22 protein-coding genes, 1 tRNA gene and 2 pseudogenes are annotated in these 25558 nt (G+C 65.5%); 8 read left to right on the top strand and 17 right to left on the bottom strand.

Annotation, left to right across the window (positions count from 1 at the left end; genetic code table 11):
- Positions 1–29: 29 nt before the first annotated feature.
- From AUL32_RS04675 to cyoA, 6 genes are all read right to left on the bottom strand, one after another.
- Positions 30–1289, bottom strand: coding sequence for an alpha/beta hydrolase (locus AUL32_RS04675; RefSeq protein WP_062112162.1), 1260 nt, complete (start codon positions 1287–1289; stop codon positions 30–32).
- A gap of 99 nt (positions 1290–1388) precedes the next feature.
- Complete coding sequence (locus AUL32_RS04670; RefSeq protein WP_062112160.1) at positions 1389–2102, bottom strand: SURF1 family protein; 714 nt, start codon at positions 2100–2102, stop codon at positions 1389–1391.
- Positions 2103–2213: 111 nt separating this feature from the next.
- Positions 2214–2636, bottom strand: coding sequence for a cytochrome o ubiquinol oxidase subunit IV (gene cyoD / locus AUL32_RS04665; protein WP_062112158.1), 423 nt, complete (start codon positions 2634–2636; stop codon positions 2214–2216).
- On the bottom strand, positions 2633–3268 hold the full coding sequence (cyoC, locus tag AUL32_RS04660; RefSeq protein WP_061975361.1) for a cytochrome o ubiquinol oxidase subunit III: 636 nt from the start codon (positions 3266–3268) through the stop codon (positions 2633–2635). Before cyoC ends, cyoD begins: the two co-directional genes overlap by 4 nt.
- Positions 3265–5274 (bottom strand): cytochrome o ubiquinol oxidase subunit I, encoded by a 2010-nt coding sequence (cyoB, locus tag AUL32_RS04655; RefSeq protein ID WP_062112155.1) that lies wholly within the window; start codon positions 5272–5274, stop codon positions 3265–3267. Before cyoB ends, cyoC begins: the two co-directional genes overlap by 4 nt.
- Positions 5275–5338: 64 nt before the next feature.
- The gene (gene cyoA / locus AUL32_RS04650) at positions 5339–6511 is read right to left on the bottom strand and encodes a ubiquinol oxidase subunit II (protein ID WP_061975357.1); all 1173 of its coding nucleotides are present in this window, start codon (positions 6509–6511) and stop codon (positions 5339–5341) included.
- A gap of 35 nt (positions 6512–6546) precedes the next feature.
- Here cyoA and AUL32_RS25555 point away from each other — a divergent pair, with 35 nt between their 5' ends.
- Entirely contained in the window at positions 6547–6687 is a 141-nt protein-coding gene (locus AUL32_RS25555) for a hypothetical protein (RefSeq protein WP_192847427.1), read from the top strand.
- Positions 6684–8015, top strand: coding sequence for an MFS transporter (locus tag AUL32_RS04645; protein ID WP_061975355.1), 1332 nt, complete (start codon positions 6684–6686; stop codon positions 8013–8015). Before AUL32_RS25555 ends, AUL32_RS04645 begins: the two co-directional genes overlap by 4 nt.
- Before the next feature lie 82 nt (positions 8016–8097).
- On the opposite strand, the gene AUL32_RS25550 is transcribed toward AUL32_RS04645, so the two are convergent.
- The gene (locus AUL32_RS25550; protein WP_082659283.1) at positions 8098–8775 is read right to left on the bottom strand and encodes a TetR family transcriptional regulator; all 678 of its coding nucleotides are present in this window, start codon (positions 8773–8775) and stop codon (positions 8098–8100) included.
- 108 nt (positions 8776–8883) lie between these two features.
- Between AUL32_RS25550 and AUL32_RS04635 the strand changes: the two genes are divergently transcribed.
- From AUL32_RS04635 to AUL32_RS04625, 3 genes are all read left to right on the top strand, one after another.
- Positions 8884–10278, top strand: coding sequence for an efflux RND transporter periplasmic adaptor subunit (locus AUL32_RS04635; RefSeq protein WP_062112152.1), 1395 nt, complete (start codon positions 8884–8886; stop codon positions 10276–10278).
- A 12-nt stretch (positions 10279–10290) separates the two neighbouring features.
- Positions 10291–13431 carry an efflux RND transporter permease subunit gene (locus AUL32_RS04630; protein ID WP_061975349.1) on the top strand — a complete coding sequence of 1047 codons (3141 nt, stop codon included), beginning with the start codon at positions 10291–10293 and terminating at the stop codon, positions 13429–13431.
- A gap of 116 nt (positions 13432–13547) precedes the next feature.
- Positions 13548–14291, top strand: coding sequence for a pyridoxine 5'-phosphate synthase (locus AUL32_RS04625; protein ID WP_062112150.1), 744 nt, complete (start codon positions 13548–13550; stop codon positions 14289–14291).
- 175 nt (positions 14292–14466) lie between these two features.
- Here AUL32_RS04625 and greA read toward each other — a convergent pair whose 3' ends face one another.
- A complete protein-coding gene (greA, locus tag AUL32_RS04620) occupies positions 14467–14940 on the bottom strand; it encodes a transcription elongation factor GreA (protein ID WP_061975345.1) in 474 nt (157 codons plus the stop codon).
- A 182-nt stretch (positions 14941–15122) separates the two neighbouring features.
- On the opposite strand from greA, the gene AUL32_RS25020 reads away from it, so the two are divergent.
- Complete coding sequence (locus tag AUL32_RS25020; RefSeq protein ID WP_156421323.1) at positions 15123–15293, top strand: hypothetical protein; 171 nt, start codon at positions 15123–15125, stop codon at positions 15291–15293.
- Between the two features lie 56 nt (positions 15294–15349).
- Here AUL32_RS25020 and AUL32_RS04615 read toward each other — a convergent pair whose 3' ends face one another.
- Positions 15350–15550, bottom strand: coding sequence for a hypothetical protein (locus AUL32_RS04615; protein WP_148640001.1), 201 nt, complete (start codon positions 15548–15550; stop codon positions 15350–15352).
- 126 nt (positions 15551–15676) lie between these two features.
- Here AUL32_RS04615 and AUL32_RS04610 point away from each other — a divergent pair.
- Positions 15677–15752, top strand: a tRNA-Ile gene (locus AUL32_RS04610).
- Between the two features lie 690 nt (positions 15753–16442).
- Here AUL32_RS04610 and AUL32_RS04600 read toward each other — a convergent pair.
- Both AUL32_RS04600 and AUL32_RS25890 read right to left on the bottom strand, forming a co-directional pair.
- Positions 16443–16832 (bottom strand): response regulator, encoded by a 390-nt coding sequence (locus AUL32_RS04600; protein ID WP_061975339.1) that lies wholly within the window; start codon positions 16830–16832, stop codon positions 16443–16445.
- A 15-nt stretch (positions 16833–16847) separates the two neighbouring features.
- Positions 16848–20066 (bottom strand): PAS domain S-box protein, encoded by a 3219-nt coding sequence (locus tag AUL32_RS25890; protein WP_062112146.1) that lies wholly within the window; start codon positions 20064–20066, stop codon positions 16848–16850.
- A 465-nt stretch (positions 20067–20531) separates the two neighbouring features.
- On the opposite strand from AUL32_RS25890, the gene AUL32_RS04590 reads away from it, so the two are divergent.
- The gene (locus AUL32_RS04590) at positions 20532–20774 is read left to right on the top strand and encodes a hypothetical protein (RefSeq protein WP_062112144.1); all 243 of its coding nucleotides are present in this window, start codon (positions 20532–20534) and stop codon (positions 20772–20774) included.
- Here the strand turns inward: AUL32_RS04590 and AUL32_RS25885 are convergent.
- The 6 genes and pseudogenes from AUL32_RS25885 to AUL32_RS04565 all read right to left on the bottom strand — a co-directional run.
- Positions 20720–21092 (bottom strand): annotated as a pseudogene (locus tag AUL32_RS25885) (transposase); the annotation flags it as partial. The gene AUL32_RS04590 and the pseudogene AUL32_RS25885 sit on opposite strands and share 55 nt — an antisense overlap.
- A 220-nt stretch (positions 21093–21312) precedes the next feature.
- Positions 21313–21424: pseudogene (locus AUL32_RS25880) on the bottom strand (IS630 family transposase); the annotation flags it as partial.
- A gap of 100 nt (positions 21425–21524) precedes the next feature.
- Entirely contained in the window at positions 21525–22700 is a 1176-nt protein-coding gene (locus AUL32_RS04580; protein ID WP_062112140.1) for a GGDEF domain-containing protein, read from the bottom strand.
- A 247-nt stretch (positions 22701–22947) separates the two neighbouring features.
- Positions 22948–23691, bottom strand: a complete 744-nt coding sequence (locus tag AUL32_RS04575; protein ID WP_062112138.1) for an amino acid ABC transporter ATP-binding protein — start codon at positions 23689–23691, stop codon at positions 22948–22950.
- Complete coding sequence (locus tag AUL32_RS04570) at positions 23688–24368, bottom strand: ABC transporter permease subunit (protein ID WP_061975329.1); 681 nt, start codon at positions 24366–24368, stop codon at positions 23688–23690. The genes AUL32_RS04575 and AUL32_RS04570 overlap by 4 nt, the downstream gene beginning before the upstream one ends.
- Before the next feature lie 68 nt (positions 24369–24436).
- Positions 24437–25198, bottom strand: coding sequence for an amino acid ABC transporter substrate-binding protein (locus AUL32_RS04565; RefSeq protein WP_062112136.1), 762 nt, complete (start codon positions 25196–25198; stop codon positions 24437–24439).
- Between the last annotated feature and the right edge of the window lie 360 nt (positions 25199–25558).

Raw genomic sequence — 25558 nt, 5'->3', positions numbered from 1 at the left:
CCCAAAGGGCGGGCCTTTTTTTGATCGCGTCAATTGCCTGTCACGGTCTGAAGCGATCCGCCAATATTGCGGCCGACATCCTCGATGCTGCGCCCAAACCTCTGGCGTGCGCCGGGATCGACGATCGCCGCCGGCGCGTTCACCGCAGCATTCACGGCCGAGCCGACGCCCTGCGCCGTGCCGATCGCGGCCGCGCCCAGCGTCTCGCCCAGACCCGGGCTGCCTTCCGAGACTTTCTGCCCCGCGATCAGACGCCGTCCGATCGCCTGCACGACCTCGGCGCTTTGCGCGAACTTCGTGTGATTGAGACTGTCGCCGGTGCGGATGCTGGTGAGGTCCACCACCGTGATGCCGCGCTGGGCGAACGCGGCCTGCACATCGGGCTTGGTCAGGTCCACCGCTCCGAGGCGCTGGACGCCGCCGGCCAGACGGCGGGAAACCAGAAGCGCGCGATCGTCCTGCGAGGTGAAGATCGTGATGCGCGACTGGTCCGGCCCGATCTCGTCCAGCTGCTCGTGGAACACGTCGACGTCGAGATCGGGCGAGGCCAGGACGACATGGCCGAGCTTCCTCGGAAGGCTCCCTTTTCGGATCGCGATCTGCCGTAGCGCCTCCATGGTCAGCCAGCTTCCCATGGAATGCGCCATGATGGTGATTTCGGTCACGTCCTTGCGCGCCGCCGCCGCCTCGATCACCTTTTCCAGGCTGGAGCGCGAGTAGTTGGCGCTCTCGCGGTCGTAGAGATAGCCGAAGATCGAGCCCTGCGAGGGCCAGGTGAACAGGATCGGCGCGGCGTCCGCGCCCGAATCGTAGCTGATCTGAGCGAAGCGGAAGACCGCTTCCTCGTAGCTCGAATTGAACCCGTGAACGAAGATCAGGAGCCGCCCGCTCGGGGACTTGCGCTGCTGGAACCAGCGATCGCTGTCCTTCTGACTCATCGGATCGATGCGCAGCGCGACGAACTCCCGCGCCGGGTCGGGCGCGCTCGGCCTGGGGTACACGACCTCGCCCGCCTTGCGCGCACCATCGGGCGGGATCGAGACGATGATGTTTTCCAAGGAGAGTTCCGGTCCGCGATCACCGGAGAAGACGACGCCCGGCACGGTCGACGGCGCGCGTGTGGTGGCCACCAGCATGTCCACCTTATGCGCGCCGGGAACGCTGCGCTCTACGGGAACGAGCGTGGCATAGGGCCGGCTCGCGCAGGCCGAGAGCGCCACGCCGGAGGCCACCAGCGCAAGAGCCATTCGCCCCGCCGCGCGCCCGCTCCGCTTCGAGCCGAGTGTCATGCGTCCCCCGATCGCTGGCTGTCCCCGCCCCGATGTAGCAACGAAACGGCGGGCGAGCGAGCCCTGCGGCGTATGCTGGGCCCATGCCGCATCAGGCCTTCACGCAGGTTTGCGATCGTGCCGCCAAGCGTAGACGACCGCCGCCGTGAGCATGAGCGCCAGCGCGAACCAGGTCAGGGCGTAGACGAGATGGTTGTTGTTGAATTGAACGACCGTCAAACCGCCGACGGGGGCGCCGCCCGGATTGGACGCGGCATCGGCGTCCACGAAAAAGGGCGCGACGCGTTCGAGCCCGCGCCGCGCGGCGATGGCACCGATGTCGCGGGAGAACCAGCGGTCGGCCTCGGGTTCGTTGGCGCGCAGGACGCGCCCGCCCGGCTCGCTGAGGCGCAGGAGCCCTTCGATCGTCTGGGTGCCCTGCACCTGGCCGTCTGGCCGTGAGGCGGGATCGCGCCGCTCGGTTGGGACGAAGCCGCGATTCACGAGGGTGACGGAGCCGTCCGGCGCCTGGAGCGGCGTCAGCACCCAGAAGCCGCCCCCCAGCGTCGTGAGGGCCTGCACCAGCGTTTCGCGATCATGGAGGAAAGTGCCGGTCAGCCGAACGTGGCGATACTCGTCGTCGGTGGGATCGAGCAATGACCATTCAGAAGGCCCAGGCGCGGGAACGGCCGGGGCATGGACCCTCTGGTCGACATGCTCGATCAGATCGAGCTTCCAGGCGCGGCGTTCGACCTGCCAGATGCCGAGGCCGAGAAGGCCCACGATCAGCGGCAGGGAGAGAGCGAGAAGGACGATCCGGGAACGGCGGGGCATCGTGGTCCTTTCACGGGCCACCTCAGGCGGTTTCGCGCGGCGGGTCGCCGCGCGAAACGATGGAAGAGATTGCTGCCGCCGAACTCGGTCAGGCGGCAGCGATCCGTTCGGTCAGGGCGTCATGCCCATGTCCATCATCGGCATCATGCTCGTGTTCATGTGGTACATGACCCAGAGCGAACCGGCGAGGACGATCACCACGACCACGACCGTGAAGACCAGCGCGGTCATGGTCCAGCCGCCTTCCGACTTCCCGTTCATATGCAGGAAGAAGATCATGTGGACGACGATCTGCACCGCCGCCAAACCCATGATGATGATGCCGGTGAGCGCCCGGTCCTGAAGCACGTCGGACATGACGAGCCAGAACGGAATGGCCGTCAGGATGACCGACAGGAGGAAGCCGGTGACATAGCCGCCCATCGTGCCATGGTCGTGGCCATGGCCGTCGAGATGGCCGTGATCGTCCGTCGGCCCCTTCCCCGCGCCGTCCGCCAGGGCGGCGTGTTTGGTCGAGGGGGCGTTGGCGCTCATCGAAGCACTCCCATGAGGTAGACGAAGGTGAAGACGCCGATCCAGATGACGTCCAGGAAGTGCCAGAACAGGCTGAGGCACGATAGGCGAAGCTGGTTGGCCGGCACGAGGCCGCGCTGACGGATCTGGACCATGAGCGTGACCAGCCAGATCAGGCCGAAGGTCACGTGCAGGCCGTGGGTGGCGACCAGCGTGAAGAAGGCCGAGAGGAAGGCACTGCGCTGCGGCGTCGCGCCCTCGTGGATGAGGTGCCAGAACTCGTAGAGCTCGATCGAGAGGAAGGCGAGGCCGAACAGGCCGGTGATGGCCAGCCAGACTTGGACCGAGCGCACGTCCCGCTTCGCCATGGAGAGCATGGCGAAGCCGTAGGTGATCGACGACAGGAGCAGCATCGACGTGTTCAGCGCCACCAGCGGCAGGTCGAACAGGTCGCGCGGGCTCGGGCCCGCCGCATAGGCATTCCCGAGAACGGCATAGACGGCGAACAGGCAGGCGAAGATGAGACAGTCGCTCATCAGGTAGATCCAGAACCCCAGCATCGTGCTGGAGCCCTCGGCATGCTCATGTTCGTCGGCGACGTAGAAGCTCAGGTTCTCTTCGCCCTGCGCCGCGTGCAAGGTGCTCGTGCTCATGCGTGCTTCACCTTCGAGAGGAGACGGGTCCGCTCGGCTTCCGTCGCGATCACTTCGCTGACCGGGATGTGGTAGCTCCGGTCATAGTTGAACGTGTGGTAGATCGCGTAGCCGACGATCGCGACGAGGCTGAGCGCGGCGAGCCACCAGATGTACCAGATCATGGCGAAGCCGAAGACCACGCTCAGCCCGGCGATCACGACGCCCGCCTCGGTGTTGCGCGGCATGTGGATCGGCTTGAAGCCTTCCAGCGGGCGCTCGTAGCCGCGCTGCTTCATCTGCCACCAGGCATCGTTCTCGTGGATCATCGGCGAGAAGGCGAAGTTGTAGCCCGGCGGCGGCGAGGAGGTCGCCCATTCCAGCGTGCGCCCGCCCCAGGGATCGCCGTCGACATCCACCAGCTTGTGCCGGTCGCGGATGCTGACGAAGATCTGCATGAGGAAGGCGGCGATGCCCAGCGCGATCAGCGCAGCGCCGAAGGCCGCGATCACGAACCAGATCTGGAGCGAGGGATCGTCGAACACGCGCAGACGACGCGTGACGCCCATCAGGCCGAGCACGTAGAGCGGCATGAAGGCGAAGTAGAAGCCGACCACCCAGAACCAGAAGCTCATCTTGCCCCAGAAGGCATTCAGCTTGAAGCCGAAGGCCTTCGGGAACCAGTAGTTGATGCCGGCGAAGAGGCCGAACAGCACGCCGCCGATGATCACGTTGTGGAAGTGCGCGACCAGGAACAGCGAGTTGTGCACGACGAAATCGACCGGCGGAACGGCCAGGAGCACACCCGTCATGCCGCCGATCACGAAGGTGATCATGAAGGCGATCGTCCACATCATCGGCACGTCGAACCGGATGCGGCCGCGATACATCGTGAACAGCCAGTTGAAGATCTTGGCGCCCGTCGGGATCGAGATGATCATCGTCGTGATGCCGAAGAACGAGTTCACGCTCGCCCCCGAGCCCATCGTGAAGAAGTGATGGAGCCAGACGAGGTAGGCCAGGATCGTGATGACCACCGAAGCGTAGACCATCGACGTGTAGCCGAAGATGCGCTTGCCCGAGAAGGTCGAGGTGATTTCGGAGAAGATGCCGAAGGCCGGCAGAATGAGGATGTAGACCTCGGGATGGCCCCAGATCCAGATGAGGTTCACGTACATCATCGGATTGCCGCCGAGATCGTTCGTGAAGAAGTTGGTGCCGGCGTAGCGGTCGAGCGAAAGGAGGGCCAGCACCGCCGTCAGGACCGGGAAGGAGGCCACGATCAGGACGTTCGTGCAGAGCGAGGTCCAGCAGAAGATCGGCATCTTCATGAGGGTCATGCCCGGCGCGCGCATCTTGATGATGGTCACGAGCAGGTTGACGCCCGACAGAAGCGTGCCGACACCGGCCACCTGAAGGCCCCAGATATAATAGTCGACGCCGACGCCCGGACTGTAGTTGGCGTCCGACAGCGGCGGAAAGGCCAGCCAGCCGGTGCGCGCGAATTCGCCCACGAACAGCGACAGCATCACCAGCACCGCGCCGCCGACCGTCATCCAGAAGCTGAAATTGTTCAGGAAGGGGAAGGAGACGTCACGCGCGCCGATCTGCAGCGGCACCACGAAGTTCATGAGACCCGTCACCAAGGGCATGGCGACGAAGAAGATCATGATGACGCCGTGCGCCGTGAAGACCTGGTCGTAGTGGTGGGCGTTGAGATAGCCCTCCGACCCGCCGAAGGCGATGGCCTGCTGGAGGCGCATCATGATGGCGTCGGCGAAGCCGCGCAGCAGCATGACGATGCCGAGCACCATGTACATGATGCCGATCTTCTTGTGGTCCACGCTGGTGAACCACTCCTTCCAGAGATAGCCCCAGAGCTTGAAATAGGTCAGCGCGGCGAGCAGCGCGAGCCCGCCGAGCGCGACGACCGCAAAGGTCACGACCACGATCGGCTCGTGGTACGGGAAGGCTTCGAACGTCAGCCGCCCGAAGATCATTCGTATGAGATCGGAGTTGTCTTGCATCTCTGGCACTCGTGCGATGGCATCGTCTGGCGTCGCACCCGGGACGGCGCGACACGGTGCTCTGTTAGTTCGTCTGGTTCAGCTGCGCCGGCGCAGCGCCGGTGCCGCTGTTGGGCATCGTGTGGCCGGAATGCCCCTGCACTGGCGGCGTGCTCGTTCCGTCCTGGTTGACCTGCGGGTTCAGCTGGTCGGGCTGCATTCCCTGGGGCTGGTCGTCGCTGTGCGGCAGGCGACCGCTGGCCGGGAAGGTCGCGCCCGAAGGCTCGTCGCCCGCCACCGCGCGCCGGTTGTCATAGAGAAGACGCTCGCGATTTTCGTGGCTGTCGACCCCTGCCCCGCCCATCGCGTCGATATGCATCATCTCGTCGGCGCACATCTTGCCGGGGGCGACGCACTTGTTGAGGATGGCGTTGTAGAGCCCGTCCGCGAAGCTCGAATAGTAGTGGATCGGCTCCTTCTCGCTGGGCTTCTCCAGCTCGAGGAACAGCTCGCGGCTCAGCGGCTGGCCCTCGGAACGGACCTTGGCGACCCAGGCGTCGAAATCGCCTTGGGCAAGGCCGTGAAACTTGAACTTCATGTTCGAGAACCCGGCGCCGCTGTAATGCGAGGACATGCCCTCGTAGACGCCTTCCTTGTTCATCACCGCGTGCAGCTGCGTTTCCATGCCGGCCATCGTGTAGATCATGCCGGCCATGGAAGGGACGAAGAACGCGTTCATCACGCTGGCCGAGGTCAGCTTGAAGTTGATGGGCGTGTTCACCGGCGCGGCCAGCTCGTTGACGGTCGCGATGCCGAGGTCGGGGTAGATGAAGAGCCATTTCCAGTCGAGCGAAACGACGCGCACTTCAAGCGGCTTCATCTCGGGCGTCACCGGCTGGCCTTCGGCGATTCGCGTCAGGGGCCGGTATGGGTCGAGAAGATGGGTCGCCGTCCAGGTCAGCGCTCCCAGACAGATGATGATGAGCAGCGGCGCCGACCAGATCGCCAGTTCCAGGTGCGTCGAATGGTTCCATTCGGGATCGTAGGTCGCATCCTTGTTGCCGCGGCGGTAGCGCCAGGCGAAGATCACCGTCGCAGCGATGACCGGAATGATGATGAGGAGCATCAGCCCGGTTGAGATATAGAGAAGGTCGCGCTTCTGGACGGCGACGTCGCCTGCCGGGTTCAGCAGCACGGCATTGCAGCCGCCGATCAGGAGGAGAAGCGGTGCGAGGGCTAGGAAGCGATATCGGCTCAAGGTCGCGGTCCAATCAGCGAAATGGGGTCGCTTGCATGCTTTTCTTAGCTGCATCGCAGCAAATCGTTTATGAGGCGTTCGTTAAGCCCGCCGAGGCCTATATTCAAGGTGGCATCGATGACGGAAACGCGAATGTTTCCACCATGTCTAAAGATGAGGAGCGAGATCAAAAATGAGTTCGAACACCGCGGCGGCCGCTCCGTCCGCTTTTGAGAGGGATGCGCGCGTCGCGAACGCGCATCACGGAGAAGTCAGACCGAGCGAGATCGCAATCGGAGTGCTGATTGGCCGCACGGCCGAGTTCTTCGACTTTTTCGTCTACGCGCTGGCCTCCGTGCTGGTGTTCCCGGCGGTGGTCTTTTCCTTCGTCGATCCGGTGACGGGAACCTACTACTCCTTCGCGCTCTTGGCACTGGCCTTCGCAGTCCGGCCGCTGGGCACGATCTTCTTCACCTGGATGCACCGTCGCTATGGCGACGCCGCCAAGCTCACCACGGCGCTCTTCCTCCTCGGCTGCTCGACCATCGTCATGGGCTTCCTGCCGAGCTACGCCAGCGTCGGTTTCGCCTCCGTCGTCACGCTCGCCGTGCTTCGTTTCGGTCAGGGTCTGGCGCTCGGCGGCACCTGGGATGGTCTCGCCCCGCTGCTCGCGGTCAGCGTGCCGGAGAACAAGCGCGGCTGGTACGCCATGCTGCCGCAGCTGGGCGCGCCGTTCGGCCTCATCGTCGCCAGCGCGCTCTACTACTTCCTGATCACCAACCTGACGCAGGAAGACTTCCTCGGCTGGGGCTGGCGCTATCCGTTCTTCGTCGCCTTCGCGATCAACGTCGTGGCGCTCTTCGCGCGGCTGCGTATCGTTCTGACCGAGAACTATCGCGAGCTGTTCGAGCGCGGCGAGTTGCAGCCCTCGTCGGTTCGCAGGACCATCTCGCAGAACGGTCGCAACATCGTGATCGGCGCCTTCGTGCCGCTCGCGAGCTTCGCGCTGTTCCACATGGTCACGGTGTTTCCGCTGTCCTGGGTCACGCTTTTCGCCGGTGAAAGCGTCGCGCGCTTCCTCCTGATCGAGCTGGTCGCGACCGTGTTCGGCACCATCGCGCATATCGCGTCCGGCCCGCTGGCCGATCGCTTCGGCCGCCGCCGCGTTCTCGGCGTCTGCGCCGGCGCCATCGCCTTCTACAGCGGCCTCGCGCCCTTGCTGCTGAACGGCGGCGCGGTGGGTGAGACCATCTACATGGTGATCGGCTCGGTGATCCTGGGCGTGTCCTTCGGCCAGTGCTCGGGCGCTCTCGCGGCGAACTTCCCGCGCGCCTATCGCTACACCGGCTCGGCCCTTACCTCGGACCTGGCTTGGCTCTTCGGCGCCGGCTTCGCGCCGCTGGCCGCGCTCGCCATCGCCGACAATCTCGGCCTCGTCTTCTCGGGCGCCTATCTCCTGTCCGGCGCGGTGTTCACGCTTCTGGCACTCTTCATCAATCGTCGCCTGGCTTCCAGCGCGATCTGATCGGGCCGCAGCCAGACGCGGACAAAGCCAAAGCCGGGGGCTCCACCCCCGGCTTTTTTCGTAAGTGCCACTCGCGGCGAGTTCAGGCTTGAAGCGGCCGCTGCTCCAAAGTTGGCTGGCCGTCCGGCCTCCCCTCCCCCGCCGGGGCGCTGCGAAACGAATCGAACAGGCACTCCAGCGTGCGCCGACCGACCGAAACGAGGTCGAAGCCGAAGCCCGAGCGCAGCCATTGGGTGATGAGCCCGCTCATGGCGCACTGAACCGTCGTCGTTGCGGCCTCGGGGGTCCAGTCCGCCCGCATCAGCCCGCGCCGCGAGGCCTCCTGGAACGCCAGGCGGATGACGCTCAGCATCTCCTCGTCCGCCTCGCGCATGCGCACCAGCATCTCCTCCATCTCCGCCACGTATTCGCAGCGCAGCAGCATGATCGTGAGAACCTTCTGCGCGCGGGCGTTCGTGCTGATGAAGTCGAGCGCGTCCACCGCGTTGGATCGGATCCGCTCCAGCGGATCGTCCTCGGATCGGAGCAGGTCGTCCAGCTGGACGAAGCATTCCTGAGGCAGGCGACCGCGCTCCAGCATGGCCTCGAACAGGGCGTTCTTGTTGGCGAAATGGAAGTAGATGGCACCGCGCGTCACGTTCGCGGCCTCGGCGATCATCGCCAGGGTGGTGCGCGACACGCCCTTCTCGAAGAACATCGCCTCCGCCGCATCGAGGATCGCGCAACGGGTTTCCATTGCCTCCGCCTTGGTGCGTCTCATCGTTCGCCTGCCTTCCAATCCGCTTGTTTAGTTTCATACATGCATGTATGTTGCACGGCAATATGAGTCTCGGCCGGCCTCTGCGCAGCCGGCAAACAAGGCGGTCTTATGAGAGTTTCTGCACCCACCCTGTTCATGGCGACAGCGCTCGGGCTTTTGGCCTTGTCGGGCTGCCAGGGCGAGACGAAGACCGCCAACGCGCAGCAAGGCGCCGGCGGCGCGCCCCCACCCTCGCCGGTCGGCATCGTCGAGGTGCGTCCCGAGCCGATCGCCGTCACGTCCGAGCTTCCCGGCCGCATCGCGCCGACGCGCATCGCCGAGGTGCGCCCGCGCGTCGGCGGCATCATTGTGCAGCGCGTCTTCGAGCAAGGCTCCGACGTGGACGAGGGCGATCCCCTGTTCCAGATCGATCCGGCGACCTTCCAAGTCGCGGTGGAATCGGCGCAGGCCGGCGTCGCCAAGGCCGACGCCGTGCTGACGCAGGCGCGCCAGGATGCCGAGCGCACCCAAGCCCTCGTCGCCCGCAACACGGTCGGCACCGCCAATCTGGAAACTGCCGTCGCCACGCAGCGCCAGGCCGAGGCCGATCTCGCCTCCGCCCGCGCGCAGCTGCGCGCCGCGCAGATCAACCTCGACTATGCGACGGTCCGCGCGCCGATCTCCGGCCGCATCGGCCGCGCCCTGATCACCGAAGGCGCGCTGGTCAGCACCACAGGCACCGAGGCGCTGGCCACGATCCAGCAGCTCGATCCCGTCTATGCCGACATCCAGCAGCCGGTCTCGCAGCTCCTGCGTCTGCGCGAGGCGCTGCGCACCGGCCAGCTGACGCAGCTGGAGGAAAACGTCGCGCAGGTGCGCCTGAAGCTCGACGACGGCAGCGAGTATCCCTATCCCGGCCGCCTTCTCTTCTCCGAATCCACGGTGGAGGAGACCAGCGGTCAGGTAACGCTGCGCGCCGAGTTCCCGAACCCGGACGACACGCTCCTGCCAGGGCTTTATGTCCGCGTCGCAGTGGACCAGGGCATCGACGCCAAGGCGCTGGCCGTGCCCAATCAGGCCGTGCAGCGCGACACGTCGGGCCAGGCCTTCCTGTATCTCGTGAACGCCAACAACACCGTGGAGCAGCGCACCGTCACGGTGGTTCGCGTCGTCGGCAACCGCTCGGTGATCTCGCAGGGGCTGGCGGCCGGCGACAAGGTGATTGCCGACGGCTTCCAGAAGATCGGCCCCGGCGCGCCGGTGGCCCCGACGCCCTGGACTCCGGTTGGCGCGGCGGCCGAAGGCCTGTCCAAGGACGCGGGCAAGACGGATGCGACCGGCGCGGGCGCGCAGGCCCCCGCCTCCACACCGGCCGGCCAAGCCGCTTCGCCCGAGGCCCAGCGCGCCACCCCGGCGCCGGGCTCCGACGCCGCAGCCGCCGGGACGGCCAATTCGGCCTCGCAGGATGCGGACGGGCAGCGGGCGACGGCGCCGGCGGCCGACGCATCCACCACCGCGCGCTAAGGACCGATCGACATGCCTCAGTTCTTTATCGATCGCCCGGTCTTCGCCTGGGTGATCGCGATCTTCATCGTCCTGGCGGGCGTCATCTCGCTGCCCTCGCTGCCGATCGCCCAGTATCCCGACGTCGCACCGCCGCAGCTCACCATCTCTACCGCCTTCCCCGGCGCCTCGCCGGAGGACCTCTACCAGCAGGTCACGAGACCGATCGAGGAGGAGCTAAACGGCATCGACGGCCTGATCTACTTCGAAAGCACGAGCGACGCGACCGGCTCGGTGCAGATCACCGTGACTTTCAGCGCCGGCACCGAGATCGCCCAGGCCGTGGTGGACACGCAGAACCGCCTGCGCCGCGTCGAGTCCAAGCTGCCCCAGCAGGTGACGCAGCAGGGCGTCCTCGTCGAGGAAGCCGGATCGAGCTTCCTTATGGTCGTGGCCCTGGTGGGCGACGAAAAGTCGACGCTCGATGCCGTGGGTCTCGGCGACTACATTACCCGCAACGTCATCAACGAGATCCGCCGCGTGCCCGGCGTCGGCCGCGCGCAGCTTTTCGCCTCCGAGCGATCGATGCGCGTCTGGATCGACCCGGATCGTCTGGTCGGCCTGAATCTGGCCGTGTCCGACGTCGTCACCGCCATCCAGCAGCAGAACGCGCAGGTCGCGGCCGGCTCGATCGGCGCCAATCCCAACCCGGTGAGCCAGCAGACGCAGGCGACGATCCTGGTCAAGGGACAGCTTCAGACGCCGGAGGAGTTCGGCGCCATCGTGCTGCGCGCCAATGCCGACGGCTCGCTGGTGCGCATGTCCGACGTGGCGCGTGTCGAGGTCGACGCCGAAAGCTACAATTTCAACACATTCCTGAACGGTCGCCCGAGCGCGGCCATCGGCATCCAGCTTTCGCCGACAGGCAACGCGCTCGACGCCGCGCAAGGCGTGCGGCAGGTCATGGAGCGTCTGGCCCCGCTCTTCCCGCAAGGGGTGAGCTACCAGATCCCCTACGACACGACGCCCTTCGTCTCGGCCTCGATCGAGAAGGTCATCCACACGCTGCTCGAAGCGGTGGCGCTGGTGTTCGTCGTGATGTTCGTCTTCCTCCAGAACATCCGCTACACCGTCATCCCGACGCTGGTGGTACCGATCGCGCTGGCCGGCACGCTGGCGGTGATGCTGGCGGCGGGCTTCTCGATCAACGTCCTCACCATGTTCGCCATGGTTCTGGCCATCGGCATTCTGGTCGACGACGCCATCGTCGTGGTCGAGAATGTCGAGCGCATCATGGCGAGCGAGGGCCTGCCCCCGAAGGAAGCGGCCAAGAAGGCCATGCGCCAGATCACCGGCGCCATCATCGGCATCACGCTAGCGCTCTGCGCCGTGTTCGTGCCGCTCGCCTTCTTCCCCGGCTCGGTCGGCGTCATCTACCGCCAGTTCTCGCTGACGATGGTGACCTCCATCCTGTTCTCGGCCTTCCTCGCCCTGTCGCTGACCCCGGCGCTGTGCGGCAGCTTCCTGAAGCCCGTCAAGGCCGGCCACCACCATGGCAAGCGCGGCCTGTTCGGCCTCTTCAATCGGGGCTTCGACAAGACGTCCCATTCCTATTCCAAGGGCGTCGGCTATCTCATCGGCCGCACCAAGCGCTTCATGATCATCTATGTCGCACTTCTGGCGGGCCTCGGCTGGTTCTACGTGCAGATCCCCTCCGCCTTCCTGCCGCAGGAAGACCAGGGCTTCCTGATCGCCAACTTCCAGGGCCCGGCGGGCGCGACCAGCAACCGCCTGCGCGAGGTCACGTCCGAGTCCGAAAAGTTCATCCTCGGCCAGAAGGCCGTGGAGAGCATGATCACGATCCAGGGCTTCTCCTTCTCGGGCCAGGGCGCCAATGCGGGCCTCGCCTTCGTGACGCTGAAGGACTGGAGCGAGCGCGGCCCCGGGGAGGACGCGGGAACCCTGGCCGGCATCATTTCCGGCCGTCTCATCCAGTTCCGGGATGCGATCGCCTTCGCCCTGTCGCCGCCTCCCATCCAAGGTCTCGGCAACACCGGCGGCTTCGCCTTCCGCCTGCAGGACCGCGCCAACCAGGGCACGCCGGCGCTTCTGGCCGCGCGCGACCAGCTCGTCGCGGAAGCGGGCAAGAGCCCGATCCTCGGGCGGATCAACTTCGAGGGCCTGCCTCCCGGCCCGCAGATCCAGCTCAATATCGACCGCGAGAAGGCCAACGCGTTCGGCGTCACCTTCGCCGACATCAACCAGACGATCTCGGCGGCGCTGGGCTCGTCCTATGTCAACGACTTCCCCAATGGCGGCCGCATGCAGCGCGTCACGCTGCAGGCCGAGGAGCGCTCGCGCATGCGCATCGAGGAGGTCATGAACCTCAACGTGCGCAACACGCAGGGCGGCATGGTGCCCCTTTCCGCCTTCGCGACGGCGGACTGGACGCTCGGCTCATCGCAGCTCGTCGGCTACAACGGCTATCCCTCCGTTCGCCTGTCCGGCGACGCCAATCCCGGTTATTCATCGGGCGAGGCGATCGCGGAGATGGAGCGTCTCGCCGGACAACTGCCCGCCGGCTTCTCGTTCGAATGGACGGGCCAGTCGCTGCAGGAAATCCAGTCGGGCAACCAGGCGCCCTTCCTGATCGGGCTCGCGGTGCTCTTCGTGTTCCTGTGCCTCGCGGCGCTCTACGAGAGCTGGTCAATCCCCTTCTCGGTCATGCTCGTGGTGCCGCTTGGCGTCATCGGCTGTGTCGCGGCGGTGCTGCTGCGCAACCTGTCCAACGACGTCTATTTCACGGTCGGCATCATCACCATCGTCGGTCTTTCGTCCAAGAACGCGATCCTGATCGTGGAAGTGGCCAAGGACCTGATGGCTGAGGGCATGGGTCTGCGCGAGGCGACGATCGAGGCGGCGCATCTTCGCTTCCGCCCGATCCTGATGACTTCGCTCGCCTTCACCATGGGCGTTCTGCCCATGGCGATCGCGTCGGGCGCCAGTGCCGCAAGCCAGAACGCCATCGGCACGACCGTCATCGGCGGCATGATCTCGGCGACGGTTCTCGCCATCTTCTTCGTGCCGATCTTCTTCGTCTTCGTGCTGCGTCTGACGAAGCAAGGCCGGGCGGCCACGACGCCGAACACGGCGAAGCCCGCGCCCGCCGAGTAAGGCACGCCCCTCCGACGACAAGTCAACGCCCCGGCCGCCTTGCTGCCGGGGCGTTGACTTGTTCAGTGGCCGGGTTCATGCGGATGGCCATCCCGCAAGGCACGAGGCCCGCCGCCATGACCGCCACCTTGTCCGTGAACCTCAACGCCATCGCGATGCTGCGCAACCGCCGCGATCTGCCCTGGCCCGACGTGATCCATTTCGGCCGCATCGCGCTGGCGAGCGGCGCCAGCGGCCTGACGGTTCACCCCCGCCCCGACGAGCGGCATGTCCGCTTTTCCGACCTGCCGGAGATTCGTCAGCTCATCGACGCGGAATTCCCTGCGGCGGAGTTCAACATCGAGGGCTATCCGACCGATCATTTCCTTGAATTGTGCGAGGCCGCGCGTGCCGATCAGGTCACGCTCGTGCCGGACGACCCGACGCAGGCGACCTCCGACCATGGCTGGAATTTCACCGCCGAGGCGGAGCGCCTCGCGGGCATCGTCCAGCGTCTAAGCAGCCGGGGCATTCGCGTTTCGCTCTTCGCCGACCCTTCGCCGCAAGGGCTCGACATCGCCCAGCGGCTCGGGGCCGAACGGGTGGAATTCTACACCGGCCCCTATGGCGCCACGCATTCCGACTCCGCCGCGGCCGAGCGCGAGTTGGGGAAGCTGCGTGAGGCGGGTCAGGTAGCGGCTGAGGTCGGGCTGGACGTGAATGCAGGGCACGATCTGACGATCGGCAATCTGCCGGCCCTCTGCCACGCGATCCCGCGCCTCAAGGAGGTTTCGATCGGCCATGCGCTGACGGCCGACGCGCTGGAGCATGGTTTTGCCGAAACGACCCGGCGCTTCATCCGGGCGCTGCAGCCGGCTTAAGAGACCGTTTAACAACCCAGTCGGGTCGGTCCGCCGGCGCTTTTCCGTCGTCACTTCGTTGCCAATTCTCGCCGACGCGCCCTCGCATCGACTGCGTTAGGCGCCTCGCGAACATCGCAAAATCACTCGGCAGCCCTCCGCCGCCGGGTTGTTAAACGGTCTCTAAGGTCAGCCCTCAGCCGATGGGCTTGATCTCGACGATCTCCGCCTCGGACGGCCCGACCTTCACGACATCGCCGACGCTCTTGCCGGCGATCGCCTTGGCGAGCGGGGAGAGATAGGACAGGCGCCCGTCGGCCGGGTTCGCCTCGTCGATGCCCACGATGCGGAACACCTGGGCACGCCCGTCGTCGCGCTCGATCGTGACTTCGGAGCCGAAATGCACGGTCTCCGCATCCTCCGGCGTCGGCACGAGTTCGGCGCTCATCTTCCGTGCACGCCAGTAGCGAAGGTCCCGGTGGATCGAGGCATACGCGATCTTATCGTCGGCCGCGCGCGCGGCGAGAAGCGCGGCTTCCAAATCGGAGACCTGACCCTCGATCTGCTTCAGCCCCTGCGCCGTGACGAAGTTCGGGTCCGTCCCAAGCTCGCGGTCCGGCAGGGTCTCGACTTGATTCTCGTTGGGTTCCTTCACGAACGCGACGCTCACGGCGAACTCCTCTCGTCTTTTGTCTTTATGTAGGGGCTCAAGGATCAGGGTTAAGCCCCTGCGAGCCATACGTTTGCCACGTCTTCAAAAGTGCGAGCTGTCGTGAACGTGACGCTGTCTTCGATCGGTCGCGACACCATATCCCCTCCTTGAGCGTTGGAAGGGAAACAGGAGAGGCATCCATGAGCAATATCCCGATCGAACCCGGCGCAGAGCCCGATCTCGCGGCCGAGGAATTGGCCGGCAAGCACAACATTCCGATCGACGAGGCCAAGCGCATCGTGGCGGAACAGGGCACCGACCGCGCCACGATCGACGGTGCGGCGGAACGCGCCAAGGACAAGCCGGAATGAAAAGAGGCCGGGCGGTTCGGCGCCGCCCGGCCTCTTCTCTCTCCAGGTGTGAAGGATCAGGCGCGCTCGATATCCCCCGGTCCCCCGCCCTCCTCCGGGTCCTTCTCGATCGGCGGCCGATCCCGGCCCGGCTCGCGGATCTCGTCCGACCCGACATGGTCGTCGTCCGGCCGGGTCGGGTCCAGATCCGGAATGGAATCTGGCGGCGGGGGCGGCCCTTTGGTCGGGTCGATGATGTTGGGTTCGATATTCGACATGTCGACTCCCATGCTGTCCATGGGAGTCAAACGCCGTCAGCCGAATATGTTTCCCCGCGTCCACATCATCCTGTCCCAACCACCGCTTGAGAACGAGCCGAGATTGCGATAGGGCTCGCTCGGGTGGGGCCTGTAGCTCAATGGTTAGAGCCGGCGGCTCATAACCGCTTGGTTGCAGGTTCGAGTCCTGCCGGGCCCACCAGCCGTCAAACGCATTGTTTCGCACCGATCTTCTTAAGGCCCTTCGCCTTCCGTACACCTCCGCGTGCACAAGGGACTGCGGCGCATGTACCTCTGGCGGCGGCCAAGCGGCTTCCTCTTCCAGCTTCGAATGCCCTCTGGATGCCGCGAATCCTTTGGCGTGCCCCCTCTGCGTGCACGCCTCAGCCCGGTCGCGGCAACAGAAGCGCAACGTAGAGCCGCTATCCTGGCGGACCTCTGCCATGGCCTGATGCTGGACCCAGACATGACCCTACCGACGCTAGACAAGAGCCTCGCGGCGGAACTCCGCGCTCTCGACCGCGCAAGCCGGTGGGCTGCCCTCGAGACTTAGTCCGCCGATTCGTTCGCCTCGCATGAGGCGCCCCACGCCCCCCCACGATCATGGAGCGCGTCCAGAAGGCAGGCGCGGCCTTCCGCTCGCTCACCGAGGCCATCGCCACCTCAACCGCCCATGGGCGGATGCTCATGCACATGATCGGCGCCTGGCCGAATTCGAGCGCGCTATGATCCGCGAACGAAACTCTGCCGGTCTCCGTCAAGCCTGAGCCGAGGGCAGCATCGGCGGGCGCCGATCAAAACTCGCTTCCCGACAGCGGAACGAGATGGCGGAGAGGTTCTTGGGATCGTCGAAGAACGGGACGCTCATGCTTCGGGGTTGCTTCCCCTTCGATCAGCCCTGGATTTGCGCGGCAATGTCGTTGAGTGCTTTCACGACGCCCTTCGGTGGGTAGGGCTTGGCGAAGAACAGGCCGTTCTCCGGCAGATCGCCTTCGCTGATCTTGATGCGCCCGGAGGTAACTATGATCGCCACCGGCGGCCAGCGGTCGCGCACCGCCCGAGCGAGCTTCAACCCATCCATCGTGCCGGGCATCTCGATGTCGGTGAACAGCACGCGGATGTCCGTATGGCGCTCCAGAAGGCGGATGGCCTCGTCCGCGTTGCGCGCTTCGTAGGCGGTGAACCCGGCATCCTCGCAGAGGTCGACCGCCTCGGCGCGGACAAGGGCGTCGTCCTCGACGACCAGGACTGCATAGCGGGCGGGATCGAACGATTGTGCCATGATGCAGCCTGCTCTCTACGAAGTCGTCTCGGCGCGCTGGTTCGCGCCCGTCAGAGTGAAGCGGATACCGCTCGGATCGAAGTCGAGACGCCCCTCGCCATCGAAGTAGGAGGCGACGATGCGCTCGATAAGCTTCGATCCAAAGCCACGGCGTTGAGGCGGGCTAACGGAAGGACCGCCCGTTTCGATCCATTCGAAGACGAACGCGCCGTCGACGCGATCCCACCTCATCGCCACGCGGCCCGTCTCGTTCGAGAGCGCCCCGTACTTGGCGGCGTTCGTCGCGAGCTCGTGGATGGCGAGCGAAAGGCCAAGTGCTTGTTGCGCGGTCAGGCCAAGGTCGGGACCGCTCGCCTCGATCCGATGATCCGCGGTCTGGTGCGGCGTGACGGCCGCCTCGACGATCTCGCCGACGTCCGCCTCCTCGAAGCTCGTCCGCACGAGGATATCCTGCGCCCTCGCCAGCGCCGCGATGCGGGTGAAAACCGCGTCCTGCGCCTCGTCCATGCTCCGAGCCTGCCGAAGGGTCTGGGCCGTGATTGCCTGGACCATCGACAGGAGGTTCTTCATTCGGTGCGACAGTTCCTGATTCAGGACCGCCCGCGCCTCCTCGGACGCCTTCAACGGGGTGATGTCGCGGGATACGGACAGGATGCGCTCCGGCTTCCCGTCGGCTCCAAGGATCGGCGACACTTGGACGTCCCAGTACCGCCGCCGGCCCTTCATTGTTTCGGCGTACCCCTGGAAGCCCGCGGGCACCCCGGCCTGCGCAGAGGCGATGGCCTCCTTGGCGGCGATGTTGCCTTCGTCCTGCCAGAAGTCCGGCCACGGACAGCCGGCGATGTCGTTGAAGTCCGACACCTCCATGACCTTCTGCCCGCCCTCGCTCATGAAGACGAGGTTGGCATCGAGGTCGAGAACCTTGATGCAGTCGCTGGACGAGGCCAGCACGCTGCTCAGGAACGCCTCGCGCTCGCGCAGCCGGGCCGTTACCTGGTCGCGCTCGGCGGCGACGGCGCGCCGCTCTTCGATGTCGATCAGGACGCCCGGGAAGCTCGTTGGCGTGCCGTCGGCCGCATGGTCGACGCGCCCGTTCGCTTCCAGCCAGTAGTACTTCCCGTCGGCGCGCCGCACTCGGTACTCGTGGGCGTAGGCACCACCGCGAACGACGGCTTCGTTGATCGCGTCCGCGAGCCCCTCCTGATCGTCGGGATGGACGGTGGCGACGATCTGAGCAAGCGGGATCCCTGAGCGGCCCAAGGTGGGATCGAGGCCGAAGGCGGCGGCGAAGGCCTCGTCGATCTTGAAGCGATCGGCAACGATGTCCCAGTGCCATGTGCCGATGATGGCACCCGCCGCCAGGGCGAGCCGCACGCGGTCGACGTTATCGCGGGCCACGGCCTCGCTGGCGCGCAGGTCCGCTTCGGCCTTCTTGCGCGCCGTGACATCGCTGAAGAAGATCGCGATCCTCCGCTCACTGGGGTTCCCGACGCGCACGGCCTTGACGTCGAACCAGCGTTCGAATGCCTCGGCGTAGTTCTCGAAGCTCGCCGGCTCACCCGTTTTCGCCACGTGCCCATAGGTCTCGAACCAGAACTGCTCGAGGTCCGGAGCGAACTCGGTGACCCACTTGCCGTGGAGGTTCACCCCGGCCTGCCGCTCGAAGGCGGGGTTTGCCTCGACGAACCGATAGTTCACCGGGCGATCGTCGGCGTCGAACTTGACCTCGACGATGGCGAACGCCGCCTCGATGGTTTCGACGATGGTGCGGAAGCGCTCCTCGCTGATGCGCAGCGCTTCCTGCGTCGCCCGGCGCTCGGTCACGTCCTGAAGCGTGCCGATCATGCGCACCGGCTTGCCGGCCTCGTCTCGGATAAAGCGGCTGTTGCGGGCGATCCAGCGCAGGGCGTTGTCGTCGGCGCGCCGAATGCGGTACTCGGCTTCGGTATCGGCCGTGCCATCTCGCATGGTCATCTCGTTCGCGGGCAACGAGCGATCGTCCGGGACGACCAGATCAGTGAAGTCCTTCGGCGAGCGGCTTTCCATCTCCGGTAGCCCGAAGATGCGGCAGCCTTCGGTCGACACTCGAGCCCGGTCGTTCACGATGTCGATCTCAAACGTGCCAATCGATCCGGCGTCCTGGGCGAGCCGGAACCGCTCGTGGCTCTCGCGCAGCGCGCGTTCGCCATCGACCCGCTCGTAGACGGCCGACATCATCCGAGCCAGGGTCTCGAAGAAGTTGAGGGCTTCGTGGTCGAAGGCCGTCACTTGCGTCGATCCAAAGGAAATGACGCCGCGCAATGCGCCGCGGCTCACCACGGGGAAGCCGGCGTAGGCGTTGAGACCAATGCTGCGTGCAGTAGCGAAGGCTGGATCGACATCCGCCTGCATCCCGGTCAACAACAGCGGTTCGAGCCGCTCGGCGACGATGCCGCAGACAGGCGCTCCGAAGGGTAGTTTATGCAGGAACTCCTTCACCGGCGCCGAGGCGTTCAACGAATGCGTCAGGCGCAGATGGCCGCCCTCGGGCCAGACATCGTAGATGTAGCTGCGATCAAAGCCGAGCGTCTCGGCATTGGCGGACAGGATGGGGTCGAGCACCGCCGCCGGATTTAAGCCGACGAGCAGGGCCTCCGAAGCCTTGGAAAGAACGTCGATGCGTCGTGCCTGCTGCACCTCGACGCGCTGGCTGTCTAGGGCGTCGTCGCGCAGCGCTACGGCCCGTCTCATATCGAGGAGGCCGGATACCTGGCGTGCGAGTGCGCGAAGGTCGTCGGCCTGGTCCGCATCGAGCCCGCCGGGACGCGGTGCCGTGTCGATCACGCAGAGTGAGCCGACGACATCCCCGCTCGCCAGGCGCAGCGGCGCGCCCGCGTAGAAGCGGATGTGCGGTTCGCCCGTCACCAGCGGGTTGGCGGAGGTGCGGGCATCATTGGCGAGGTCCTCGATGACGATCACGTCGGGCTCGTCGAGCACGAACCGGCAGACCGAGGAGTTCAGGTCGGTCTCGCAATGGGGAAAGCCGACACGTGCCTTGAACCATTGCCTGTCGACGGCAACGAGGCTGACAAGCGCGACGGGAGCCGCGCAGAGCCGGGTGGCGAGGCGCACCACGTCGTCGAAGCCCTGTTCGGGCGCCGTGTCGAGGATCGACAGTCCGTCAAGCGCGGCAAGTCGCGCCGGATCGACGAGGATCGGCAGCGGGGCAGTGCTATCGGTATCCGAGGCGGACATACTCTCAGGTCCGATGCCCATGGGATTCGGTCTCGTTCGTGGTCATTGGGTTCGCTGGGGGAACCGGCGTTGAGGTGCTGTAGAGCCTTGACGCCTCCGATATCAACCGGCGCGCGCGGGTTGCAGGATGAATATCGCGCGCGACCCATCATGTCGACCACCGATCCTCGCAGCGCTTGCTGGTCCGTCGCAGGGTCTGCCACCTCCCTAGAGATCGTCCGTCGAACGTCTGTTTCCCTACGCGATCGACCCAAAAGGCGACCGGAAGCTTTCCACCCAAGTTCGTCGTGGACAAGTCCGTTACGTCGATATCCCGGGGTCTCGATCGGAGCGCTTCGCTCGTCCATGTAGTCGTCGTGCGCCGATCCCGCCGCCGCCCCGTTCAGCGCCGCCGAGACGGCAACATCGAGGCTTGCACGCGCCGACCTCGGAAAGCCCGCGGCCCTCATTCCGTTCGAAAGCATCATGGTCAAAGTGTTCGGCGAGGTGCCGGACACGTTGTTGGAAGTGCCATGGGTGCCGCGAGATCGGGCCGGTTTCGCCGCGCGGCTGGCAGACGCGATCGAGGAGTTCGAGCGCCCCTCGCTGTCGGCCATGCTCACCGAGGTGCTGTCGCGGCTGGACGCTAAGGAACGCCGGCTCGACGCGATGGCCATCGCGACGATGTCGCCGGGCGAGAGTGTGGGCACCAGCACTTGGCTGACATAAGCCCGGAACGCGACGCCGTTCATCGGACCATCGAGCACCATGGGCGCGGTCATGCGCGTCAGGCGTGAGCGCCTACGGAGGTGGTTGTCGTCCAATGACCGTACGGCACGCCGGACCGGCACCGCTCACCTCGTGGGGCTCGGCCGTGGCGTCGCGCCATTTTCGTCGACAAGCCGTTCGAGAGCCACGGGTCTCTCTCACCATCGATGAAGACGAGCTTGGCGAGATGGAGATCGAGCTGTGCTTCGAACCAAGCCTGCCGACGCTTCAGCAAGTCCGGGCGCTCCTGCTCGCTCGCGTGCGCGGTCTTTCTTTCCACATTAGCCCGTGCCGGTCGAAGAAGCGCCAGAGCGTGCGCATTCCGACCTTCAGCCCGCGCTCGCCGGCTAGGCGGCGCTGCATCTCGTGCAGCGTGATGTCGTCCTTTCCATCGACCAGGCTTTGAAGGAGCTGAGCCTCAGCCTCGATGCGACCTGAGCGATCCCCACCCATCGGCGATGATCGCTGCGCCCCGCCCGATCCTTCGAGCGCCGGCGCACCGCTGTTGCGATCGCGATCCCGAACCGCGCGGCCGCCTCATCGGTCGAAGCGCCCTCGCGCATCGCCCTCAGAACCCGGTGCCGAAGATCGATCGACAAAGCTTTCGCCATCGCTGCCTTCCTTCCGATCGACGAAAGGAATCAAGAATGACCCCAAGATTCTACCCGGCCGGAAAATGCTCTAGCTCACCCAGGAGTCGTGAAGATCGGCTCAGGCGGTCATGGCGAGGCAGTTTCGTCCGTCGCGCTTGGCGTGATAGAGGGCGGCGTCGGCCGCGCCGACCAAGGCGTCGAGCGAGAAGTCGCCTTGTTGGCAGGCGGCGACGCCCAGCGAGGCCGTGACCCACGCGCCGACGCCCATGGCGGGATGGGGAATTCGAGCCGCCTCCAAGCGACGGCGAATCGCCTCGCCGAGCACGGCGGCGCGTCGCTCATTCGATCCCGGAAGAAGAATTAGAAACTCCTCGCCACCGAAGCGGAAGGCGAAGCTCCGATCAGCCTCGCTCTCACCCGCGCGCTCCAGTTCCTGGCGGATCAGATCGGCAACGGCGCGAATGCATCGGTCGCCAGCGAGATGCCCCTGCGTGTCGTTGAACCGCTTGAAGTGGTCGATATCGATCATCAGCGCGGCAATGGGCTGGCTCTCGTGTCCGTCCGCGAACGCCTCCCCCACGGCGGCGAGATGGTGCCGATTCGACAAGCCCGTCAGCATGTCCGTCCGCGCCGTTCGCTCGATATGCTCGATCAGCAATTCGCTGCGCAGGCGCTCCAGAAACCCGTGGCGCTCGGTCCGCTCCAGAACGAAGGAGCCCATCAGCAAGAGAGCCGCCCCGGACAGGTAGAAGCTGACCACGAACTGATAGGAGGCTGCGTCGATTTCCGGCCGGAGTGCCACGCACCAGAACTGGACCGTCAGCGACGCAACGAGGCCGATGACGGCCATTCGGAACCGCACCCTCTGCACGAGCGTGAAGTAGGTGATCGTGACCATGCTCCCGAACTGGTAGATCAGCACATAGGGGGAATGGCTGAACACCATCGCGGTCGTTGGAAAAAGAACGGCGAGGACGGTGCAGCCGATCGTCATCGCGTCGATCTGCCAGCTTTTGGACATGCGAGGCAGCATCCAGAAGACGAGAAGGGCGAGCGGGGTGAAGATGCCGAGGCGCATCAAGGCCAGCCATCCGACCATGTCCGACATGATCTGCCAGTCGGCGACCAGAAAGGCGTCGTAAACGGCCACCGCCACCAGGACCGTAAGCCTGGACGAGCGCAACCGCTGTTCCTGTTCGTCGGTCTCGAAGCGCGCCTCGATCGCCGGCGAAAAGCGCAGATGATTGAGCCGAGAGAACTCGGCTTCCAGCGCGGGCGTATGAGGCGAGTTCATCAAGGGTGAGATCCCGACGGGGCTATCCCATCGGTTCTCTCTCTATCAGAAGGCCATTACGCTGGGGTTACGTCGAACGGTCCAATCGATCGGGTCCGTCCTTCAGCTCGGCGAGAAGAAAACCCGACCAGCTAACTTGAGGTCTTCCAACTTCTCAAGCCTGGGCGTCGGCGGGGATCGAACAGATACCCACCCCAACGCGAAGTCTCCCCTAACCCATCTCGTCGCCAAAGCGAAGCGCCGAGCTTCAGGTGCCAGCCAAGGTGCGCACGAAGCGGATCGTGCGGGGGTCTGTCGGCTGACGGAACAGGCGGTCGGGATTTCCTTCCTCCACCACCACGCCGTCCTGCAGAAAGGCGACGTGATGCGCCATGCGGTTTGCCAGGCGAAGATCATGCGTGGCGATCAGCATGGTCGTACCCTCGCGTGCCAGGGCACCCAGCGCATCCACCACTTCGGCGGCGAGTTCCGGGTCGAGCGCCGAGGTCGGCTCGTCGCAAAGCAGGAGCTTTGGCGAGGCGGCGAGTGCGCGAGCGATCGCCACGCGCTGCTGTTGCCCGCCCGAAAGCGTCGCGGGATAGGCGTCGGCCTTATCGGCGAGACCGACCTTTTCGAGAAGTTCCAACGCTCGGGCGCGCGCCCGCTCCGCCGGCCATTTGAGAACGACGATCAGGCCTTCCATCACATTGCCGAGCGCGGTCCGGTGCGGGAAGAGCTGGAAGCTCTGGAACACCATGCCGGTTTGGCGGCGCACGGCGAGCACATCCTTTCGCCCGAGCTTGGCCTTGCCGAAGGTCAACGACAGGCCGTCTAGGTCGAGCCGGCCGGCGTCCGGAATTTCGAGAAGGTTCACGCAGCGCAGAAGCGTGCTCTTGCCGCTGCCGGAGGGGCCGATCAACGCCGTGACCTTGCCGGGCGCCACATCGAGGCTGACCTTCTTCAGCACCGGATTGCCGGAAAAGTTCTTCTCGATCTCGCTGAGGCGTATCATGCCCGTCCCTCCCCGAAGCCGCCATGCCGGCCGTAGCGCTGCTCCAGGCGGCCTTGCAGGGCGGAGAGGACCGAGGAGAACGCGAGATAGATCAAGGCCGCCTCGATATAGAGGATCAGGGGTTCGTAGGTGACGGCGACGATGCGCTGCGCCTGCTGGAAGAGTTCGGGCACCGTGATCGCGGCGGCAAGCGAAGTGTCCTTCACCAGCGAGATGAAGGAGTTCGACAAGGGCGGCAGCGCCACGCGCACCGCCTGAGGCACCACGGTGCGCCGCAGAGCCTGGCCGCGCGTCATGCCGATCGCATAGGCCGCCTCCCATTGCCCCTTAGGGATGGAGGACAGGGCGGCGCGAATGATCTCCGACGTATAGGCACCGACGCTCAAGGAGAATCCGATCAGCGCCGCCGGAAAGGCGTCGATCAGGATGCCGGCGCTCGGCAGGCCGTAGAAGATGACGAAAAGCTGGACGAGAAGCGGCGTGCCCCGGATGAACCAGACATAGAAGCGCGCGAGGGCCGCGAGCGGCGCCGGCGCGAAGAGACGTACGACCGCCGTCAGGAACCCGAGCGAAAGGCCGAAGGCGAAGGACAGGATCGCCAGCGGCAGGGTGAACCGCAGCCCGCCGATGAGAAGCGGCCAGAGCGAGTCGAGCATGAGCTGCAGGAAAGGGGGCAAGGTCTCTCAAATCCCGTGAGGGGGAAGCCGGACGAACCCGCCTTCCCCGTTGGTTCCGACGCGTCCGGTCAGCGCGAAACGTCGGCGCCGAAATAGGTCTGCGAGATCTTCTCATAGGTGCCGTCGGACTTCATCCCGGCCAGCGCCTTGTTCACCGCCGCGACGAGCTCGGGATTGTTCTTCTGCACGATGATGCCGGACGCTGCGGCCTCGTCCTGCGTGGCAGTGATCTTCACCGGCGCGTCGGGCTTCTGCTTCTTGAAGTCGAGGAAGGAGAGATTGTCGTTGATCGTGGCGTCCGCACGGCCGGTCAGCACGAGCTGGATGGACTGGTCGAACCCGTCCGTGCCGACCAGCGTGGCGCCCGCGCCTTCCGCCAGCTTGCCGTAGTTCGAGGTCAGGGACTGCGCCGCCCGCTTGCCCTTGAGATCGGCGAAGCCCTTGATCGCGTCGTCATCCTGCTTGACGATCAGCACGGCCTTGGAAACGATATAGGGGTCGGAGAAATCGAAGCGTGCCTTGCGCTCCTCCGTGATGCCGACCTGATTGATGACCGCGTCATAGCGGTCGGCGGCAAGGCCCGCGATCAGCCCGTCCCACTTGCCTTCCACGAAGACCGGCTCGACGCCGAGACGCTTGGCGACTTCGCGGCCGATCTCGACATCGAAGCCGACCAGCGCGCCGGACGCGTTGTGGAAGGTGAAGGGCGCGTAGGTGCCTTCGGTGCCGATCCGCAGCGTCTTCGCCGCCTCGATCTGCTTCAGGCTTCCGGCCGAGGCGCCGCTGGCGAGCGAGACGGCGAGCGCCGCGAGAATGAGCATGCGTTTCATGAGAAGCTTCCTATCATCCGTCACATCGAAGCCCGCGCCTCGACCGTTCGTTCCCGAGATAGGCCGACGAGCGCCGGAATTCAGGGAATAATCTCCCCATCCCAAGCGGTTTTGGAGAATGCGCGCGCCTTAATTCCGGCGTCGCCCGGTTTGCCTCCCCTCTCCTCGGCGGCGCCTCCGGCAGGCTAAACCCCATCCAACGGTTTTGCGCCGCATTCGCGTGAAAGGGTTTGGGCTCCGATTCGCATGGAGATGTCGCCTTGGTTCCGATCCGTCTTTCGCTCGCTCCCCTCGCTCTGGCCCTTGCCGTCTCGGCCTCCGCGCCGGCCCTCGCGCAGGAGCCGGCCGGCGCCCCGCCCC

The organism is Aureimonas sp. AU40, from assembly GCF_001463785.1.
Taxonomy (GTDB): domain Bacteria; phylum Pseudomonadota; class Alphaproteobacteria; order Rhizobiales; family Rhizobiaceae; genus Aureimonas.
Note: the sequence above shows the minus strand (reverse complement) of the source record. Positions and strands in the feature narration are given on the sequence as shown.

Bases quoted from the DNA above. Each gene is read 5' to 3' on its own strand.
- cyoC (WP_061975361.1), bottom strand. From the start codon at position 3,268: ATGAGCACGAGCACCTTGCACGCGGCGCAGGGCGAAGAGAACCTGAGC.
- AUL32_RS04600 (WP_061975339.1), bottom strand. From the start codon at position 16,832: ATGGCACAATCGTTCGATCCCGCCCGCTATGCAGTCCTGGTCGTCGAG.
- AUL32_RS04670 (WP_062112160.1), bottom strand. From the start codon at position 2,102: ATGCCCCGCCGTTCCCGGATCGTCCTTCTCGCTCTCTCCCTGCCGCTG.
- cyoD (WP_062112158.1), bottom strand. From the start codon at position 2,636: ATGAGCGCCAACGCCCCCTCGACCAAACACGCCGCCCTGGCGGACGGC.
- AUL32_RS04630 (WP_061975349.1), top strand. From the start codon at position 10,291: ATGCCTCAGTTCTTTATCGATCGCCCGGTCTTCGCCTGGGTGATCGCG.
- AUL32_RS25890 (WP_062112146.1), bottom strand. From the start codon at position 20,066: ATGTCCGCCTCGGATACCGATAGCACTGCCCCGCTGCCGATCCTCGTC.
- AUL32_RS04675 (WP_062112162.1), bottom strand. From the start codon at position 1,289: ATGACACTCGGCTCGAAGCGGAGCGGGCGCGCGGCGGGGCGAATGGCT.
- AUL32_RS04580 (WP_062112140.1), bottom strand. From the start codon at position 22,700: ATGAACTCGCCTCATACGCCCGCGCTGGAAGCCGAGTTCTCTCGGCTC.
- AUL32_RS04615 (WP_148640001.1), bottom strand. From the start codon at position 15,550: ATGTCGAATATCGAACCCAACATCATCGACCCGACCAAAGGGCCGCCC.
- AUL32_RS04625 (WP_062112150.1), top strand. From the start codon at position 13,548: ATGACCGCCACCTTGTCCGTGAACCTCAACGCCATCGCGATGCTGCGC.
- AUL32_RS04565 (WP_062112136.1), bottom strand. From the start codon at position 25,198: ATGAAACGCATGCTCATTCTCGCGGCGCTCGCCGTCTCGCTCGCCAGC.
- cyoB (WP_062112155.1), bottom strand. From the start codon at position 5,274: ATGCAAGACAACTCCGATCTCATACGAATGATCTTCGGGCGGCTGACG.
- AUL32_RS04590 (WP_062112144.1), top strand. From the start codon at position 20,532: ATGGTCAAAGTGTTCGGCGAGGTGCCGGACACGTTGTTGGAAGTGCCA.
- AUL32_RS25555 (WP_192847427.1), top strand. From the start codon at position 6,547: ATGCTTTTCTTAGCTGCATCGCAGCAAATCGTTTATGAGGCGTTCGTT.
- AUL32_RS04635 (WP_062112152.1), top strand. From the start codon at position 8,884: ATGAGAGTTTCTGCACCCACCCTGTTCATGGCGACAGCGCTCGGGCTT.
- AUL32_RS25020 (WP_156421323.1), top strand. From the start codon at position 15,123: ATGAGCAATATCCCGATCGAACCCGGCGCAGAGCCCGATCTCGCGGCC.
- AUL32_RS04645 (WP_061975355.1), top strand. From the start codon at position 6,684: ATGAGTTCGAACACCGCGGCGGCCGCTCCGTCCGCTTTTGAGAGGGAT.
- AUL32_RS25550 (WP_082659283.1), bottom strand. From the start codon at position 8,775: ATGAGACGCACCAAGGCGGAGGCAATGGAAACCCGTTGCGCGATCCTC.
- AUL32_RS04575 (WP_062112138.1), bottom strand. From the start codon at position 23,691: ATGATACGCCTCAGCGAGATCGAGAAGAACTTTTCCGGCAATCCGGTG.